Genomic DNA, 18,706 nt, shown 5'->3' with positions numbered 1-18,706 from the left:
AAGGGGCAACGCTCGTGCGTCGAAAATTAAATTATCTTAATTACCGAATCTTTATTCCTTACTTGATTTTGGTAGTAGTTGGAATAATTTTGGTATATTCAGCTAGTTCTGATATTTTGTTAGTTAATGGTTTTAAGCCAGATGTTTATGGAATAAGACAGGCGATTTATGCTGCAGTGGCATTTTTGGGCTTTGGTATCCCGTTTTTTGCAGTAAAACTAAAAGTAATTAAAAATCCTAAATTTGTAGCAGGCTTTTTAATACTTTGTATTTTAATGCTGTTTTGGTTGGTAATACTGAAGTTTGCCCATGTTAGTTCTGCAGAAGTTAATGGTGCCGTTGGTTGGATTAACTTAGGTTTTATTAATTTGCAGCCACTGGAAGTAACTAAACTAGCTTTGGTTATTTATTTGGCTTATGTCTTAGACCGAAGAGACGGGAAGTTTGTCAAAGGTAAGATTAAAGCTAATCTTTCTCACCCAGCTATTCTATCTGCATTCTTAATGTGTTTAGTTATTGTTGAACCTGACTTTGGTGGTACGGCTATTTTGTTCATGATCACTTTAGTTATGTTCTCAGTATCTGGTGTGCCAACTAGATTGGCTTTGACTTGGCTAATAGGAATTGCAATTTTTGTCGGCTTAGTATTTATACTTGTAGTTACTTGGAATCCTGAATTCCTGCGAAAGAGCTATCAATTCCAACGATTAATGTCATTTTTGCATCCCTTTGAGCTTGAACGAAAAGGTGGGGCTCAGTTAGTTAACTCCTACTATGCAATTCATAATGGTGGGTTGTTCGGTGTAGGACTAGGAAATAGTATGCAAAAGCGTGGTTACTTGCCAGAACCTTACACAGACTTTATTTTGTCAATTACTGCCGAAGAGGTCGGTGTTATAATGACTATTCTTTTAGTTGGCCTCTTATTTTACTTAATGTGGGAAATCATGGAAGTCGGTATTAACGCTAGTTCACAATTTGACGCTTTAATTTGCTTTGGTGTTGCCACGATTCTTTTTACAGAAGCTTTATTCAATATTGGTGCGGTATTGGGCTTATTGCCAATTACTGGTGTAACGCTGCCGTTTATTTCATATGGTGGTTCATCAATGATCGTTTTAACTGCCGCAATTGGTTTGGTTTTAAATGTTTCTGCAAACGAAAAAATGTTACAAGAAAAGGATGAAACGGTCGCATGAGTATAAATAAAGAAATCGAAGGTACGCATTTAATTAAACGCGTTGCATTGATTATTTATTTAAAATCGGTAAGTGATCAATACAAACTGCGTCGCTACGGTGATATAGTTTATTTTTCTAAAAAGATGAAATATTGCATGCTCTATGTTAACCGTAGAGAAGCTAAAGAAATGCAAAAGCAAATCTCAAATCTGGATTTTGTTACTTATGTAGAAATATCAGCTGAAGACGAAGTTAATTTAGACAGTGAATATATTGAAAAACAAATAACCGATATGGCTAAAGCTGCTGAAGAAAAGTTGCAGTTAGAGCAAGAAAAAAATGAGGATCAGATGCAATGAGAATTATTTCAGGAAAATATGCTAAGAGAAATTTATTTACTTTAAAAAGCAATCGTACTAGACCAACTAGCGATAAAGTAAAAGAATCCTTGTTTAACTCGTTAGGACAATTTTTTGATGGTGGTAATGTCCTTGATTTGTACGCTGGTAGTGGTGCATTAGGAATTGAAGCCGTCTCAAGAGGCTACGATCATGCTAGTTTAGTTGATATTAATCACGCAGCTTGTTCAATTATTAAAAAGAATGTTGCTCTTACTAAAGAAGAAAACCGCTTTGAAATTTATAATATGCGCAGTTCAGCTGCATTGAAATTATTTGCGGAAAATGGGCAAAGCTTTGATTTAGTATTTTTGGATCCACCTTATGCTAAAGAAAAAATTGCGAAAGATATGCAACAAATGAACAAGTTAGGCTTGTTAAATGATGGTGCAATTATCGTTGCAGAAACTGATGATCATACCGAATTGGGATCAATTGAAGGCTTTTCTTTAGTAAAGGAACACCATTTAGGCAAAACTATTGTGAGAATTTATCGAAAGGATAAATAATGACTATCGCACTTTTTCCAGGAAGTTTTGATCCAATTACTAATGGGCATGTGGAAACTGCTAAAAAAGCTGCACAAATCTTTGATAAGGTGTATGTAGTAGCGATGACGAATACGTCTAAACATTATTTGTTTACAGCAGAGCAGCGGGCTGATTTTATTAGGGATGCATTGAAAGATATTCCTAATATTGAGGTGCTAGAAAAGCCGGATATGATAACTGTTAATCTGGCTCATGAGTTACATGCTAAGGCAATAGTTCGTGGTGTACGCAATAGCGCAGACTTTCGCTACGAGCAAGAAATTGCAGGGATCAATAAAAGATTAGCTCCTGATATCAATACAATTTTATTATTTAGTAGTCCAGAAAATTCTTTTGTTGCTTCAAGTATGATCAAAGAATTGGCTCGTTTTAATGAAGATGTGCGTCAGTTTTTGCCAGAGAAAGCGGCTGAAGCATTAAGAAAGAAATTAAATCATGAACAATCAGAATAAATCACATAAATTACGCAATTGGCTTATTGCAATTATCGCAATAATAGCAGTTGCGTTTTTAGCCTTTTGGCCGACTGACTATTATATTGAGGCACCTGGTGAGGCAGTACCGGTAGGTCAGTTTATTAAATCTAAGAATAAAAAGCCAAATAACTTTTATTTGGTAACAGTAAGCGTCACAAATAGGCCTGCCTCGATATTGCAGTATTTGTGGAGTTACACCAGACCGTATAACGATCGTATTTCTAGCAAGGAACTGTTAGGTGGGCAAACCAGTGCACAGTATAATGAATTGCAAAATTGGTACATGGAAACAAGTCAGCAGAATGCAATTTATTATGCGGCAAAAAAGGCTGGTAAAAAGCATAGCTTTAAATATCTTGGCGTTTACGTCATGGAAGTGCAAAAAGGTTCTAGTTTTAGAAAGAAACTTCAAATAGGCGATACAGTTTTAGGCGCCAATGGTCATCGATTCCATTCAACTGAAGAAATGATGTCTTATTTGTGTAAACAAAAGATAGGCAGTCCTGTGAAGATTTCTGTCTTAAGGGGTAAGAAGAAGAAACAATTTACTGGCAAGATCGTTAAAGTAAAAGGCACTAATAAACCAGGTATTGGTATTCAACTGGTTGAACATGTGGAAGTTAAAACCAAACCAAAATTATCTATTAATGCTGGTGAAATTGGCGGACCTTCTGCCGGTTTGATGTTTACACTAGAAAGTTACGAAGTCTTTACTAAGCAAAATTTGAGTCATGGTCATAGGATTGCAGGTACAGGAACGATTTCACCAAATGGTAAGGTTGGTATTATCGGTGGTGTTGACAAAAAAGTAGTTGCGGCTAGCCGAGAGGGAGCAGAAGTCTTCTTTGCTCCAACTGATTCAACTGAGGTTAAGAAGAGTCAGACAAATTATGCAGTGGCTAAGCGAACGGCAAAAAGAATTCATACTAAGATGAAGATTGTTCCAGTCGGCAATTTTGATGATGCCCTCAACTATTTAAAAGCACATTATTAGAAAAAGATAAAAAATAAAAGTCCAGAAAAAATTCTGGGCTTTTTTTGCGTAATAAATAGTAGAGGTGAATTATATGAATTTTGAGAAAATAAAGGAATTTGCAATTGAAAAGAAAGTGTATTTGATTGCGGCAGGGATTATTTTGATGGGTTTCTTTTATTTCAAGAAAGGAGATAGTCAGGATAAAAATACTGAGGTAGAAAATACACAATTAATGCAAAAAAGCAGGTCTTCATCAAGTACCACGATGGAAAACACGGCGAGTAGTTCATCTGTGAGTGAATCAAAAACCGTAACTTGTGATATTTCGGGAGCTGTAAAGCATGAAGGCGTATATACGCTTAAAAATGGTGCAAGATTGCAGGAATTAATTGAAGCGGCTGGTGGCACGACTAGTAGGCTCAGTTAAAGGCAATTAATCGTGCAATTTTATTGAAGGATCAAGATAAAATTCATATTCCTTATAAAGGTGAGAAGGTAGAAAATGCCGCAACGACCGGGACGGGTACAGGAAGTCCGGCAAGTTCTACTAGCAGTGAATCAGGTTCATCAGAACAAGGCAGTGGTGAGAAAATCAATTTAAATACAGCGAATATAGCTGATCTACAAAAATTAACAGGAATTGGCGAAAAGAAGGCTGAGCAAATCATTGCCTATCGTGAACAAAAAGGATCATTTAAAAAGATTGAAGATTTAATGCAGGTATCTGGAATAGGAGAAAAGACCTTTGCAAGTCTTAAAGATCAATTGGCTGTTTAAAAATAATGCCGGTTTTTATTTGATTTTGGCATTGTTGTTGATTGCTCTATCTTTTTGGATATTTGTTGGTAATACTTTTCTTCAAAAAATTGTTTGTAGTTTGTTTAGTCTATATTTTCTAATTTTATTGGTTGAAAAATATAGCGCTAATACTCAAATTATTGTATTGATTTTGGTGTTATTTAGTTTAGTCGCATTTTTAAATAAAAAGACAATTAATTTTGAATTGAATGAGCAAAGCAAAATTAAAATTTATCCTGATCAGGTTCATATTAAAGATGATTTTTTATCAGGAACTGGACATTTTGAAGGCGGAGATATCTTGATCGCTGGAAAGGTTTCTGATGAACAAAAAAAGATATTAAAAATAGGTCAGCCCATTATAATGAACCAAATTGAAGGTAAATGTGAACCGATTGAATCAGCAACAAATATCGGTGAATTTAATTATCAAAATTATTATGCTACTAAAAAAATTTTTCAGAGAATTAAATTTACCAATATACAACTGGCGCCTGTTCAGCCTGATTTGGTTGGAAAACTCCACCAATTGCGTTATAGCCTGCAAAAATATTTCAAAAAGATGCCACAATTATTGAACTTTTTTGCGAGTGAACTAATTTTAGGTGAAAACAATGCCCAGGAAAATCAAGAAATATTGAATAATTATCGTGATTTAGGCGTAATCCATTTATTAAGTATTTCGGGTTTGCACGTTGGCATCTACGTGTTAATCATTAGCACCATCTGTTATAGCTTAAAAATGACGGATGAAGAGACGTTTTTATTTTGTGTATTGATTCTACTACTCGGCATCTTTTTAAGTAGTGGGCAGGCCGGATTTGTACGTGCTAGTTTAACTTATTTTTTAGGCAAAATTTGTAAATGTAAAGGTTATCATATTGCACAGGTTGATTTGCTAGGACTGACCTGCGTTATTCATATGCTATTTGTGCCACGATTATTCATGGGTGCAGGTGCACTTTTAAGTTACATTTTGGCTTTAGGATTGCAGCTAACTGATTCTTTTAATGAACTAAAGCAGTCAATTTTGCTCAATTTATTATTGACGCCACCTTTACTTTTGTTCTTTTATCAGATTAATTTCTTAACGGTTTTATTTAATATGCTGGTTGTACCATATTTTAACTGGGTAGTAATGCCGTTAGCATTTATCAATGTGTTAACATTTGGTTTTACAAAGCAACTGGCACCACTTTTTGAAAAAATACTGGAATTCGGAGAACAACTTATTGGCAGGCTGTCCCAAACGCAATTTGGCCTGATTAACTTTGGTCAGATTAATTGGTGGCAATGCTTGCTTTTACTTGTCGTGTCAATCGGTTTAATTGTTGCTTTAAGAGAAAAGCCGGAGTGGCAGTTTAACTTTAAAAAGATTAGCGCAACTTTAATTATGCTATATACTGTTTTCTTTAGCATGATTCATTTTCCGTTGCGAGGGCAAGTAACCTTTATTGACGTTGGACAAGGCGATAGCATTTTGGTTACTACTCCTTTTCCGCGCAAAGCTTACCTCATTGATACAGGAGGCAAGCTTAATTTTAGTGGTAAAAAAGTTACACCTCAGATTAATCGAATCACGATACCGTTTTTAAAAAGCCAAGGAATTAATACTCTAGATGGTGTGTTTGTCTCTCACCAAGATGCGGATCACGTGGGAGATTTAGGCCCGCTGTTAGAGCAAGTTAAAGTTAAAAAGTTGTTTATGGCTCAGGGATTAATTAAAAATCCATCTTTTCAAAAAAGACTGGATGGACGGATTAAGCATACAAAGTTGGTAGAATTATTAGCAGGAATGCAGGTAAAAGAGCCTCAAATTACCTTCAATGTGGTTTATCCTTACCAACCAGGTGAAGGGAAAAATGAAGATTCATTAAGTTTGTTTTTCAGATTGGCAAATAAAAATTGGCTTTTTACAGGAGATTTAGGGCAAGAAGGAGAGAATGAAATAATGCAAAAGACTGCTTTAAATATTGATTATTTTAAGCTAGGACATCATGGCAGTAAAACTTCTTCAAAGCCAGAATTCTTGCAAGCTATTCATCCTAAGCGAGTTTTTATTTCAGCTGGACGCAATAATCGTTTTGGTCATCCGCATCAAGAAACTTTGACAACACTAACCAATCAACAAATACCGTGGGTTTCAACCCAAGACTGTGGTATGATTAGCTGGTATTATGGTGGAATGAAAGAACCAGAATTTAATTACTTTTTGAAGCGGGGTAAAAAATGACCTTACTTTCCTTATTTAAAAATACAAACAATAATAATCCGCACACTTTAATTTGGAGTGAGGACGATTTTGTCAATGACTATCTCGCTAAATCCTATGCCAAAGAAGAAAAGTTTAAGGATCTTGAGCATGTAATTGTTGACTGTGAGACTGATGGGCTAGATGAATTGATTGCCAGTTTGACCGAGTCTAGTTTGTTTAGTGAGCAAAAATTGATTATGGTCAAAAATCCATTCTTTTTGACAGCTAAAGTGCCTAAAAAGTATCAAAAGCAGATTAATGATTTAGTGAAGATATTTGAAAATTTGGCAGATTTAGAAGATGTAATCGTGATTGTGGCTTCATATGATAAGCTTGATCGACGCAAAAAGCTTACTAAAACTGTACTGAAACAATTCAACGTTGTTGAACCTAAGATTCGTTCTTATGAAGTTGGTGCAATTACTAAGGCTCTTATTAAAGCAGAGGGTTATACCATTACACAATCAGCTTTACAGCTTTTAATTGAACGAAGCGACCAAGTGATGGATACCGTTTTAAGCAATTATCAAAAGCTGAAGATGGCGGCAACAGATAATAAGATTACAGAAAAATCCGTCATGCAAAATGTCGATTTGTCGCTTGCACAAAATATTTTTGCAATTTTGGAATCTGCTCTAAATCGAAACTATCAAGAAGCGGTAGATCGATTGGAAAACCAATTAAGGGAGGGCACTTCTCCAATTCAGTTGTTAGCTGTTTTTGAAAATCAGCTAGAATTATTACTAGTAGTTAAAATCCTAGCTCAAAGAGGTCGCAGTGAGCCGCAGATAGTTAAAGATCTTGGTGTTCACCCATATCGAGTAAAATTAGCCTTAAAAAATAGGGTAAAGATCAGTAAACTTGAACAATTGTTGCGGGATGCAATTGAACTAGAATTTAATTATAAAAATGGTACTTATCATGAAGATAATTTCCTAAAACTATTTGTTTTGAATGTATAAAACAAAAAAAGAGAGAAGAACATAATTATGATCTTCTCTCTTTTTTGATTAGTAATAAGTATTAATTACTTGTTTGCTAATTTGTTTAAACGGCTCTTATCACGAGCAGCCTTGTTCTTGTGGATTAAGCCTTTTGAAGCAGCCTTGTCCAAAGCACGAACAGCTTCTAAATGCAATTTGGAGACGTCTTCTTTACTATCAGTTTCGACAGCGTTCTTAAACTTCTTAACAGCAGTTCTTAATTTGCTTAATTCAGAAGCGTTACGTTCTCTAGCAGCGTTTTGCGTCTTAACACGTTTAATAGCTGATTTGATTTGTGGCATGAAATTCACCTCCAATGATTTAGAAATTTACTTCATACATTATACTTAAGAAGCATCTTAGATGCAAGGCAATTTATGCTTGCTTTTTGAAAAAATAATGTGTATCATAATTTTTGTGAACCATTAACGCTGTCTATTTGCTCACGCCGACGATAAACGTTGTTAATGGCAATTATTTATATGAAAGGTGAAATTTTTATGGCAATTTCAAAGACCGAAAAAGACAACATTATTAAAGAATACGCAACTCACGAAGGTGACACTGGTTCTGTTGAAGTACAAGTTGCTCTCTTAACTGCAGACATCAACAACTTGACTGAACACATGAAGAACCACAAGCACGACCACCACTCATACGTTGGTTTGCTTAAGAAGATTGGTCACCGTCGTAACTTACTTCGTTACTTAGAAAATAACGACATTAACCGTTACCGTGAATTGATCAAGAAGTTAGGTCTTCGTCGTTAATTTTAACGATAAAAAGAACAAGTCAGCCATTTGGCTGGCTTTTTTTGTGTCCTTGTTTATGCTAAAATTAAAACAGATTATTTTTACGTTGTGATCAATTGATCCATAAGAAAATTGAATATTTAAATAGAAAAGGAAATATAATGGCTAATCAACTTAAGATTATGATCTTGAGCGGTGTGCGTGAACAGGGGAAAGACATGTTTGCCGTTCAAGTTAATGATGAAATTTTTGTCCTTGATGCCGGATTGAAGTATCCTGATAGTTCTTTATTTGGTATCGATGTTGTTATTCCTGATATGGATTTCTTTGAACAATATGGAGATCGAGTAGCAGGTATTTTTATTACCCATGGACATGCTGACTCAATTGGTGCTTTGCCTTACATCTTGAGAAAGTATGATATTCCAGTATTTGGTTCACAATTAAGTATTGAACTTGCTAAGATTGAAGTTCAACGTGAGAACAAGCATCGGAAGAATAGTTTGTTCCATGTAATCGATGTTGATACTGAGATCGACTTTAAGAATGCAAGTATCTCTTTCTTCCATACTACGCACTCAATTCCAGATTCACTTGGTATCGATGTTCATACTCCAGAAGGTGAAATCGTTTATACTGGTGACTTTAAATTCGATCCAACTGCAGCTAAGAATTACCATACAGATATGGATCGCTTGGCAGAAATTGAACATAGGGGCGTACTAGCACTTTTAAGTGATTCTTCTAATGCAGAAGCTTCATTCCCTAATGCTTCTGAACAAGATATTGGTAAGCTTGTTACTAACGTATTTAGAAATGCAAAGGGTAGAATTATCGTTGCTGCCAAAGCCTCAAACTTGAACCGTGTTCAAGAAGTTTTAAACGCTGCTAAAGCAACAGGCAAGCGAGTGTTGCTTACTGGTCGTGATTTAGCTAAGATTGTAAGAACTTCTATGAAGTTAGGCTATTTAGACGTACCAGATGGCCTTTTGATGCGTGTTAAAGATTTGAGGACTATTCCTGACAACAAGACCGTTATTTTGGAAACCGGTCGAATGGGTGAGCCTTTGAATTCATTGCAAAAGATGGCTAAGAAACGTCACAGCATGATTACTATTCACAAGGGTGATTTGGTCTTTATTGCGACTACACCATCTCACTCTGTTGAAACAATGGTAGCTGAAACTAGTGACTTAGTTTATAAGGCGGGCGGTACTGTCATTCAACTTGGCCGCAACATTCACACCAGTGGTCACGCTACTGGACGTGATATTCAATTATTGATTGATACTTTGAAGCCTAAGTTCTTAATCCCAGTAATTGGTGAATATCGTTTACTTGAAATCGTACGCGATTTGGCTGTTAAGGCTGGTATGAATCCAAAGAACGTTTATATTACCAAAAATGGTGATTGCTTGGACTATGACTTTAAGAAGAAACGTTTTTATCTTTCTGATCCTGTTCCAGGCGAAGATACTATGATTGATGGTTCAGGTGTTGGTGACGTTGGTAACATCGTTTTGCGTGATCGTGAAGTATTATCCGATGATGGTATCTTCATTGCAGTTGTAACTATTGACCGTAAGAAGAAAAAGATTATTGCTGAACCTAAAGTTACTAGCCGTGGCTTTGTTTACATTAAGGCTAACCGTCAGTTGATGAATGATTCAATTGAAGTAATCAAGAAGGCAATCAACAATAACTTTGAACATAAGAAATTTGATTGGACTGAATTAAAGCAAGATATTCGTGGAGACTTGGAGAAGTTCTTATATAAGAGAACTAACCGTCGTCCAGTAATTTTGCCAGTTGTCATGGAAGTAAATCAAAATCGTCATCGTGCAATGCAAAAGCGCAATGAAAAGACGCAAAATGACAACAAGTCAAATAATACGAAGAAGTCTAACTTAAAACGTCAAGCAAATAATAAAAAGAAAGAAAATATTAAAAGCAAGGAAAAATAAGAATTATGACATCAATTAGTCAAAAGAACTTATTGAAGCTTGCTGAAGAAAATAAGCGTAAAGGTGATATTGAAGCTGCTATTCAAAATCTAGAGGAAGCACTTCGAGGAGAGCACTCTATAGATGTAATTTTGCAGCTGTGTGAACTGTATTGCGCTAATAAACAAGAAGATCAGGCATATGCTTTAATTAAAGAAGAGCCTGATCTTTTTTCTGATCAGCGAGTTTATCAAACCTATTGTAAAGTTTTACAAAAGAATAATTTTTTAATAGAAGCTTTGCAGCTTAAACATATTACAGGATTTGAGTTACCAGTTAAGGTAGAGCCAGTTTCTGAGGAAAAACAGCAAAGCATTATGCAAGAATTTAAGCAGAAAAAGCAAGTTAACCAGGCTGATTTTGAAAGCTTGCATAAATTAAACCTGATTAATTTTAAGGCTTTTACTCAAAGCGTATTACTAGATCCAACACCAGATTTTGCATTACGTTTAGCACTTTGTGAGGATTTGGTGCGTTTAGGATTAAAAGATAAATTTAAGATTTGGGTAATAGATAACTTAGAAGATTTTGTTCCTGCAGATACACCTTTGCTAGAAAAAGAACCAGCATATCTCGAAATAATTGCGGCTGTTGGTTCACGTTTTGCACATAATCCTAGTCAACTACCATTAATGATTGGAGAAACTAATTTAGTTGTTGGTAGTTTATACCCTGAAATAAAAAAATATGTTGATGAATCCGATAGCTTTGCTAGTGACTTGGTATCTTTTTTACAAACTAAAGACGGTCGCAGCCACCAAAAATTGTTTGAAAAGATTTATCAGCATTTACCTAAATAAAAATAAGCCAAAAAGGTTTACTTTTTCCAACTATTTAGTATAATTAGCAAAGGATATTTTCGTTAGGCAAGTTCGCTTAAGCTTTTTTACTAGGCATTTGCCGAAGAAAGTAGTACAATATTCAACAGAGAATTATCCGTTAGCTTATCTCAACGGACTTCTTGCAAATTTACAGGAGGGTCATTTTAATGGCAGAAAAAGAACATTACGTTAGAACTAAGCCACACGTAAACATTGGTACTATCGGTCACGTTGACCACGGTAAGACCACTTTAACTGCGGCTATTACTACTGTTTTAGCTGACAAAGGTTTAGCTAAGGCTGAAGATTACTCACAAATCGATGCTGCACCAGAAGAAAAGGAACGTGGTATCACTATTAACACCGCCCACGTAGAATACGAAACTGAAAATCGTCACTACGCTCACATGGACGCTCCAGGCCACGCCGACTACATCAAGAACATGATTACCGGTGCTGCACAAATGGATGGTGCTATCTTAGTTGTTGCTGCAACTGATGGTCCTATGCCACAAACTCGTGAACACATTTTGCTTGCTCGTCAAGTTGGTGTTAACTACATCGTAGTATTCTTGAACAAGTGCGATTTGGTTGACGACCCAGAATTGATTGACTTGGTTGAAATGGAAGTTCGTGACTTGTTAACTGAATACGATTACCCTGGTGACGATATTCCAGTTGTTCGTGGTTCAGCTTTGAAAGCTTTACAAGGCGACAAGGAAGCTCAAGAACAAATCTTGAAGTTGATGGACGTCGTTGATGAATACATTCCAACTCCAGAACGTCAAACTGACAAGCCATTCTTAATGCCAGTTGAAGACGTATTCACTATCACTGGTCGTGGTACTGTTGCTTCAGGTCGTATCGACCGTGGTACTGTTAAGATCGGTGACGAAGTTGAAATTGTTGGTTTGGTAGACAAGGTTCTTAAGTCAGTTGTTACTGGTTTGGAAATGTTCCACAAGACTTTGGACTTAGGTGAAGCCGGCGATAACGTTGGTGTATTGCTTCGTGGTATCGACCGTGACCAAGTTGTTCGTGGTCAAGTATTGGCTGCTCCAGGCTCAATCCAAACCCACAAGAAGTTTAAGGGTCAAGTTTATGTTTTGAAGAAGGACGAAGGTGGTCGTCACACCCCATTCTTCTCAGACTACCGTCCACAATTCTACTTCCACACCACTGATATTACTGGTGAAATTGAATTGCCAGAAGGTACTGAAATGGTTATGCCTGGTGATAACACTGAATTCACTGTTACCTTGATTAAGCCAGCTGCCATCGAAAAGGGTACTAAGTTCACCATCCGTGAAGGTGGTCGTACCGTTGGTGCCGGTCAGGTTACTGAAATCCTTGACTAATTTCTAACGATATAGTAAAAAAGATGCACTTCTTCACTGGAGCGCATCTTTTTTTCTTTTAGATATTTGTTTTTTGTGCGAGTTTAAGGTAAGATAACTTAGTATGCAAGAAGCAAACTCAAACTTGACATTGGAGGTATTTTATTAATGTCTGTAAAATGGGAAAAGACCGGTAAAACAACCGGTGAACTTACTTTTGATATTTCACAAGATGAAATTAAATTAGGTTTAGACCAAGCATTTAGAAGAGTAAAGAAAAACTTGCGTGTTCCTGGCTTTAGAAAAGGCCACGTTTCTCGTGTAATTTTTGATCAATACTACGGTGAAGAAGCATTATATGAGGATGCTTTAAACATCGTATTACCAAATGCATATTCTGCTGCTGTTAAGGAAGCAGGTATTGCTGCAGTTGGCCAACCACAAATTACTCCTGTATCAATGGACAAGGGTAAGGACTGGACTATGAAGCTACTGTTACTGTAGAGCCAGAAGTTAAGTTAGGTGACTACAAGGGTATCGAAGTTCCTAAGCAAAACACTCGTGTTTACCAAAAGGACGTTGATGCTGAACTTGACAAGCGTCGTGAACAAAATGCTGAACTTGTTCTTAAGAAGGGTAAGGCAGAAAAAAGCGATACTGTAACCATCGACTACAAGGGTACTATCGACGGTAAGGAATTTGAAGGCGGCTCAGCTGAAAACTACTCACTTGAATTAGGTTCAGGTGCATTTATCCCAGGCTTTGAAGATCAACTTATTGGTCACGAAGCAGGTGACGACGTTGATGTTGTTGTAACTTTCCCTAAGGATTACGGCGCAAAGGATTTAGCTGGTAAAGAAGCTCACTTTGCAACTAAGATCCACGAAGTTAAGTCAAAGCAACTTCCTAAGTTAGATGATGAATTTGCTAAGGATGTTGATGACTCAGTAGATACTCTTGACGAATTAAAGGACAAGATTAAGAAGGACTTGAAGGCACAAAAGGAAGAAGCTGCTAAGGATGCTATCCAAGAAGCTGCTATCGAAGGTGCTGTAAATAATGCTACTGTTGACGAAATTCCTGATGCAATGATTCAAGAAGATGTTGACACCCAATTGAACCAATACTTGGGCAACATGCAACGTCAAGGTATCGATCCTCAAACTTACTACAAGTTGACTAACACTAACGAACAACAATTACGTTCACAATTTGCTAAGAACGCTGCTGAAAGAGTTAAGACTAACTTAGTTCTTGAAGCTGTTGTTGATGCAGAAGGTCTTAAGGCAACTAAGGACGAAATTGACAAGGAAATCAAGGATCTTGCTGCTGAATACAATATGGATGAAAAGACTGTACGTAACACCTTAACTGATGATATGTTAAGCCACGACATCACTGTACGTAAGGCTATGGATCTTATTACTGATAATGCTAAGCAAGTTGCTAAGGCAAAGCTTGAAACAAAAGATTCAGACGATAAGAAGGAAGACAAGTAATATAATTTGTTGCTGATTCCTCAAAAAAGGCGGCTTTAGGCCGCTTTTTTGATTTATAAGCCTAATATTTATCAATCTTAGTTAAAGTATGATAATCTAATTTTTGGTAGATATAGGAGGAAAAAGTTAATGGCAAATCAGTTTACAGAACAAGAAGAGATTAAATGCGCTTTTTGTGGTAAAACTCAAGATCAAGTCAAAAAAATGATCGCCGGTAATGGCGTTTATATTTGTAATGAATGTGTTGACTTGGCTAAAAAAATTATTGACGATGAATTACGAGCAGATTCTCTTAAAACAGCTCGTGAATTACCTAAACCAGTTGAAATTAAAAAACAACTTGATCAATATGTAATCGGTCAAGATCGTGCTAAAAAAGTTTTGTCCGTTGCTGTATATAATCACTACAAGAGAATTAGTCAAATGGATGTTGATTCATCCACTGAATTGCAAAAGTCCAACATTGCTATGATTGGGCCTACCGGTTCAGGTAAAACATATTTGGCACAAACTCTTGCTAGAATTTTAAATGTACCTTTTGCAATTGCCGATGCAACTACTTTAACTGAAGCAGGTTATGTTGGCGAAGACGTAGAAAACATTTTGCTTAAGTTATTGCAAAATGCAGACTATGATATTGAACGTGCTCAACGTGGCATTATTTACATCGACGAAATTGATAAAATTTCTAAGAAGTCAGAAAATGTTTCAATTACTCGTGATGTATCAGGTGAGGGTGTACAACAATCTCTTTTGAAGATTTTGGAAGGTACTATTGCATCCGTTCCACCACAAGGTGGTCGTAAGCACCCACAACAAGAAATGATCAAGATGGATACTACTAACATTTTATTTATTGTTGGTGGTGCCTTTGATGGAATTGAACAAATCGTAAAGAATCGTCTTGGTAAAAAGACGATTGGTTTTGGTGCTGAAAACGAAGCTGATAAAGTTGATGCAGATGACTGGACTCGCCATTTGACTACAGCTGATTTAGTTAAGTTTGGTATGATTCCAGAATTCATCGGTAGAATTCCAATCATTACTACTTTAGACAAGCTTAACAGTGAAGACTTAGTAAGAGTATTGACTGAGCCTAAGAATGCCTTAGTAAAACAATACAAGAAGCTTCTTTCACTTGATGATGTTGATCTTAAATTTACTGATGGTGCTTTAAAGGCAATTGCCGACTTGGCTATTCAAAGAAACATGGGTGCCCGTGGTTTGAGAACAATTATTGAAAACTCAATCATGGATATCATGTATGAAACTCCAAGTGAAGACGACATTGTATCAGTTGAAGTTACTAAAGATGTAATAACCAAACATGCTAAGCCACGTGTTGTTCGTAAAGATTCAAACGACGTTGAAAAATCCCAGGTAAGTGCTAATGATAATTAAAAGCAGCAGTTATGCAATCAGTGCTGTAAAAGAGAGTCAGTATCCTAAAGATAATTTACCTGAGATCGCATTAGCAGGCCGCTCAAACGTAGGAAAATCTAGTTTGATCAATACCCTGCTCAAGCGTAAAAACTTAGCTAGAACGTCATCACAGCCTGGTAAGACTCAAACTCTTAACTTCTATCTAGTAAATGATGAATTTTACTTAGTGGATGTTCCAGGATATGGCTATGCTAAAGTTTCGCAAAAAAGACGACAAGAATTTGGCGAAATGATTCAAGACTATTTGGAAACAAGACCTAATTTAAAGGGTTTAATTATCCTAATTGATAGCCGCCATCAACCAACAAAGGATGATATTGCCATGTATGAATATGCGCAATATTTAAATATTCCTATTCTGGTTGTCTGCACGAAGATGGATAAAATTAAAAAGAGCCAAACTAATAAAGTGATGTCGGGACTAAAAAAGCATTTGGATCTTAGTTATGATCACGTTACAGTTTTGACTTTTAGTTCAGTCACTAAGTTGCATGTAGCCGAATTAGGAGACTGGATTGAAGATAAGATTAATCAATAAAAGCGTTGCATAAAAAGCAACGCTTTTTTTGTATCATGAGACAAAAATTAGAATGAATACGCTTAAAAATAACAATGATAGAATAGGGAGGTAAACAGAAAGTAGAGGTTTTGTTTTGGATGATGAAAATACTCAAACGAAAAAGACAATAACGACTATGAGCCTTGTCTTGATGATTATCACGACAGTTTATGGCTTTGGTAATGTATCTGTTTCGTACCGGCAAATGACTTATGCTGGAATTATTTGGTTTATTTTAGCTGGGATTTGTTTCTTCTTCCCAGCTGGATTGATGATGTCGGAATATGGTTCTGCCTTTCATGATGCCAAAGGTGGTATTTATTCTTGGTTAGCTGGTTCAATTGGCGAAAAATGGGCCTTTATTGGTACTTTCGTTTGGCTTGCTAACTGGGTACTTTGGTTAGTTTCAAGCGCTTCTAGACTGTGGATTTCAATTTCTGCGCTTATTTTTGGTAAAGATATCACGCAAAGTTGGGATTTCTTTGGTCTACATGGTACAGAGTTAATTGGTGTTTTAGCTATTTTATTCATGATTGTATCCACTTATCTTTCTTCAAGAGGGATGACGGGAATTAAAATCATGTCTTCTATTGGTGGCTGGTTCATGATCGGAATGAATTTGGTATTCATTCTATCTAGTTTAATAGTAATTATCATGAATCATGGTCAATTGGCACAACCAATCAATGGTTTGCAAAGCTTTATTGTTTCACCAAATAAGGATTTCCAAACGCCAATCACAATTATTTCATTTGTCGTATATGCTGTCTTTGCATATGGTGGTATGGAAACCGTTGGTGGTGTGATCGATAGTATGAAGCACCCTGAAAAAGACTTCCCTAAGGGGTTGATTATTGGTAGTTTGTTTACCATTATTTCATATGTTTTGATGATCTTTATGACTGGTTTTTCAGTCAACTATCAAAAAGATATCGTTGAAACAGGAGCCAATACCGGTAATATCACTTACGTGGTTTATGGAACCTTGGGTAAAGCGTTTGGCTATGCTTTAAATCTTGATCCTCATACCAGTTTAATGATCGGTAAAATTTTTACTAGAGCCATTGCTTTATCTGGCTTGATGGGAATGATGGGTGCATTCTTTGTTTTACTTTACTCACCAGTTAAGTCATTTATTATGGGTTCTGACCCAAGACTCTGGCCCAAGGCCGCTACTAAGTTAAATAAGCATGGTATTCCTGCTAATGCAATGTGGGCACAAACTATCTTTGTATGTCTATTAATTGCGGTTGTTTCATTTGGTGGTAGTGCAGCAACCAGCTTTTATCAGATTCTGACTGATATGGGCAATGTCGCAGCTACTGCACCATATATTTTCTTGATTGGTGCATTTCCATTCTTCCTTAAGAAGGATTATCCACGTAAATTTAGAGTATTTACCAATTACCAATGGACTGTAGCTTTGGTTGTCTTTGTTGAAATCATTGTCTGCACCGGTATTATCTTTACGGTTTTGCAGCCAGTTCTTGAAGGCAGATATGCGACAGCCTTCTGGACAGGCTTTGGTCCTATTTTCTTTGGTTTAGTAGCTTATATTTTCTACCGAGTTTCTAAAAAGAAGCATGGATTGAAAGATCTGGATTAATAGTAAAGTTTAAAAACTAAACAAAAATAAAAAAGCTTGCGCAAGCAAGCTTTTTTATGCCAGAGTGGCAATATCATTGAATTTAGGTAAGTTGTCTACGAAATGCTCGTAGGCTTGTTGTTCGTTAGTTTCTGAAATTTGCACATTAGCAAAATTGCCATTTTGTAGATCACCTTCAGAAATATTAATTTGATGAGTAAATGTTGCATTACCTGTCAATTCAATCCAATAGTCGTTATCGTCGTAATGGACCTTAGTTTTGACCATGCCACCAGGGTTGAAGACATCAATTTGTGAATCAGTATCAACCATTTCAGGATGAGTTAACCAAAGGGCTAATGAAGTAGCCGACATACCGGTACCACATGCATTGGTAAAGCCAACGCCTCTTTCATAGGTACGAACAAACAGTTTGTTTTTGTCTAAAATTTGGGCAAAGTTAACATTAACGCCATCAGTGAAATAAGGATTTTCACTATTTAATCTTTTACCGACGATTCCCAAAATTGGGCTAGAAATTTGTTCTTGGTTAACAAAACTAATTAGGTGAGGGTTAGGTACGGCAATAGAAGTAAAGCGCAGACCAGGATAAAGTTCCGGTACAAAATTATCAATTATGCGGTCATGTCCTAAATTAGTGAAGGGCAAGGCCTCTTTGTTAAATCTGACTGGCGAGATTTCAACTGAATAAGCTGGTACGTCTTTAGCAAAGTCATTTTCTTTATGAACACGCAAGCTAGCATTCATTGTATCGACTAAGAAGTGATCTTGTTGGTATTTTTCACTCAAATAACGAGCCACGGTTCTAAGACCATTACCACACATTGAAGCTTCGCTACCGTCTTCGTTGATAACTCGCATCTGTGCTAAAGCGCCTTTACGGACGGGTTTATTAATAGCTAAGACGCCGTCTGCACCATTTAAAATACCAGTTTGAGCATTGGTGATTTTTTTAGTAAAGTCTCTTAATTCTTCGTCAGTTAGTGGCTTATCTAATTCGGTTTGGTCTAGAATAAAGAAATGATTTTGAGAGCCGTGTACTTTTAATAACTTAACCATGTTGCACCTT

General features: G+C 36.3%; 16 protein-coding genes and 2 pseudogenes. 16 read left to right on the top strand and 2 right to left on the bottom strand.

Translation table 11 applies throughout. The annotated features are described in order from the left end of the window. The first annotated feature begins 14 nt into the window (after window positions 1-14). The 8 genes and pseudogenes from JCM1039_RS01515 (at window position 15) to holA (ending at window position 7,596) form a co-directional block, all read left to right on the top strand. Window positions 15-1,199, top strand: a complete 1,185-nt coding sequence (locus JCM1039_RS01515) for an FtsW/RodA/SpoVE family cell cycle protein (RefSeq protein ID WP_025014363.1) — start codon at window positions 15-17, stop codon at window positions 1,197-1,199. Next, entirely contained in the window at window positions 1,196-1,540 is a 345-nt protein-coding gene (locus JCM1039_RS01510; RefSeq protein WP_025014362.1) for a YlbG family protein, read from the top strand. The genes JCM1039_RS01515 and JCM1039_RS01510 overlap by 4 nt, the downstream gene beginning before the upstream one ends. Then, the gene (gene rsmD, locus JCM1039_RS01505) at window positions 1,537-2,088 is read left to right on the top strand and encodes a 16S rRNA (guanine(966)-N(2))-methyltransferase RsmD (protein WP_025014361.1); all 552 of its coding nucleotides are present in this window, start codon (window positions 1,537-1,539) and stop codon (window positions 2,086-2,088) included. The genes JCM1039_RS01510 and rsmD overlap by 4 nt, the downstream gene beginning before the upstream one ends. Continuing rightward, window positions 2,088-2,582, top strand: a complete 495-nt coding sequence (coaD, locus tag JCM1039_RS01500; protein ID WP_025014360.1) for a pantetheine-phosphate adenylyltransferase — start codon at window positions 2,088-2,090, stop codon at window positions 2,580-2,582. The genes rsmD and coaD overlap by 1 nt, the downstream gene beginning before the upstream one ends. Then, a complete protein-coding gene (locus JCM1039_RS01495) occupies window positions 2,566-3,600 on the top strand; it encodes a SepM family pheromone-processing serine protease (RefSeq protein ID WP_025014359.1) in 1,035 nt (344 codons plus the stop codon). Before coaD ends, JCM1039_RS01495 begins: the two co-directional genes overlap by 17 nt. Window positions 3,601-3,673: 73 nt before the next feature. Beyond that, window positions 3,674-4,359, top strand: a pseudogene (locus tag JCM1039_RS10235) (ComEA family DNA-binding protein). Next, window positions 4,328-6,613, top strand: coding sequence for a DNA internalization-related competence protein ComEC/Rec2 (locus tag JCM1039_RS01485; protein ID WP_025014358.1), 2,286 nt, complete (start codon window positions 4,328-4,330; stop codon window positions 6,611-6,613). Before JCM1039_RS10235 ends, JCM1039_RS01485 begins: the two are co-directional and overlap by 32 nt. Continuing rightward, complete coding sequence (gene holA / locus JCM1039_RS01480; RefSeq protein ID WP_025014357.1) at window positions 6,610-7,596, top strand: DNA polymerase III subunit delta; 987 nt, start codon at window positions 6,610-6,612, stop codon at window positions 7,594-7,596. The genes JCM1039_RS01485 and holA overlap by 4 nt, the downstream gene beginning before the upstream one ends. 65 nt (window positions 7,597-7,661) lie before the next feature. Here the strand turns inward: holA and rpsT are convergent, their stop codons facing one another. Continuing rightward, the gene (gene rpsT, locus JCM1039_RS01475; protein ID WP_025014356.1) at window positions 7,662-7,919 is read right to left on the bottom strand and encodes a 30S ribosomal protein S20; all 258 of its coding nucleotides are present in this window, start codon (window positions 7,917-7,919) and stop codon (window positions 7,662-7,664) included. A gap of 198 nt (window positions 7,920-8,117) precedes the next feature. Between rpsT and rpsO the strand changes: the two genes are divergently transcribed. The 8 genes and pseudogenes from rpsO to yjeM all read left to right on the top strand — a co-directional run bounded on the left by rpsO (window position 8,118) and on the right by yjeM (window position 17,637). Beyond that, window positions 8,118-8,387, top strand: a complete 270-nt coding sequence (rpsO, locus tag JCM1039_RS01470) for a 30S ribosomal protein S15 (protein ID WP_025014355.1) — start codon at window positions 8,118-8,120, stop codon at window positions 8,385-8,387. Between the two features lie 143 nt (window positions 8,388-8,530). Next, complete coding sequence (locus JCM1039_RS01465) at window positions 8,531-10,333, top strand: ribonuclease J (RefSeq protein WP_025014354.1); 1,803 nt, start codon at window positions 8,531-8,533, stop codon at window positions 10,331-10,333. Window positions 10,334-10,338: 5 nt separating this feature from the next. Continuing rightward, on the top strand, window positions 10,339-11,172 hold the full coding sequence (locus JCM1039_RS01460; protein WP_025014353.1) for a tetratricopeptide repeat protein: 834 nt from the start codon (window positions 10,339-10,341) through the stop codon (window positions 11,170-11,172). 188 nt (window positions 11,173-11,360) lie between these two features. Then, the gene (tuf, locus tag JCM1039_RS01455; RefSeq protein WP_025014352.1) at window positions 11,361-12,551 is read left to right on the top strand and encodes an elongation factor Tu; all 1,191 of its coding nucleotides are present in this window, start codon (window positions 11,361-11,363) and stop codon (window positions 12,549-12,551) included. A gap of 147 nt (window positions 12,552-12,698) precedes the next feature. Continuing rightward, window positions 12,699-14,029, top strand: a pseudogene (gene tig, locus JCM1039_RS10230) (trigger factor). A 129-nt stretch (window positions 14,030-14,158) separates the two neighbouring features. Further along, on the top strand, window positions 14,159-15,430 hold the full coding sequence (clpX, locus tag JCM1039_RS01445; RefSeq protein ID WP_025014351.1) for an ATP-dependent Clp protease ATP-binding subunit ClpX: 1,272 nt from the start codon (window positions 14,159-14,161) through the stop codon (window positions 15,428-15,430). Then, on the top strand, window positions 15,420-16,010 hold the full coding sequence (gene yihA, locus JCM1039_RS01440; protein ID WP_025014350.1) for a ribosome biogenesis GTP-binding protein YihA/YsxC: 591 nt from the start codon (window positions 15,420-15,422) through the stop codon (window positions 16,008-16,010). The genes clpX and yihA overlap by 11 nt, the downstream gene beginning before the upstream one ends. A 115-nt stretch (window positions 16,011-16,125) precedes the next feature. Further along, window positions 16,126-17,637, top strand: a complete 1,512-nt coding sequence (yjeM, locus tag JCM1039_RS01435; protein ID WP_025014349.1) for a glutamate/gamma-aminobutyrate family transporter YjeM — start codon at window positions 16,126-16,128, stop codon at window positions 17,635-17,637. A 54-nt stretch (window positions 17,638-17,691) separates the two neighbouring features. On the opposite strand, the gene dapF is transcribed toward yjeM, so the two are convergent. Continuing rightward, on the bottom strand, window positions 17,692-18,696 hold the full coding sequence (dapF, locus tag JCM1039_RS01430; RefSeq protein ID WP_025014348.1) for a diaminopimelate epimerase: 1,005 nt from the start codon (window positions 18,694-18,696) through the stop codon (window positions 17,692-17,694). Window positions 18,697-18,706: the final 10 nt, after the last annotated feature.

The organism is Lactobacillus kitasatonis DSM 16761 = JCM 1039, from assembly GCF_000615285.1.
Taxonomy (GTDB): Bacteria; Bacillota; Bacilli; order Lactobacillales; family Lactobacillaceae; genus Lactobacillus; species Lactobacillus kitasatonis.
The sequence above is the reverse complement of the archived record's forward strand: the minus strand, read 5'-3'. Positions and strand labels throughout refer to the sequence as shown.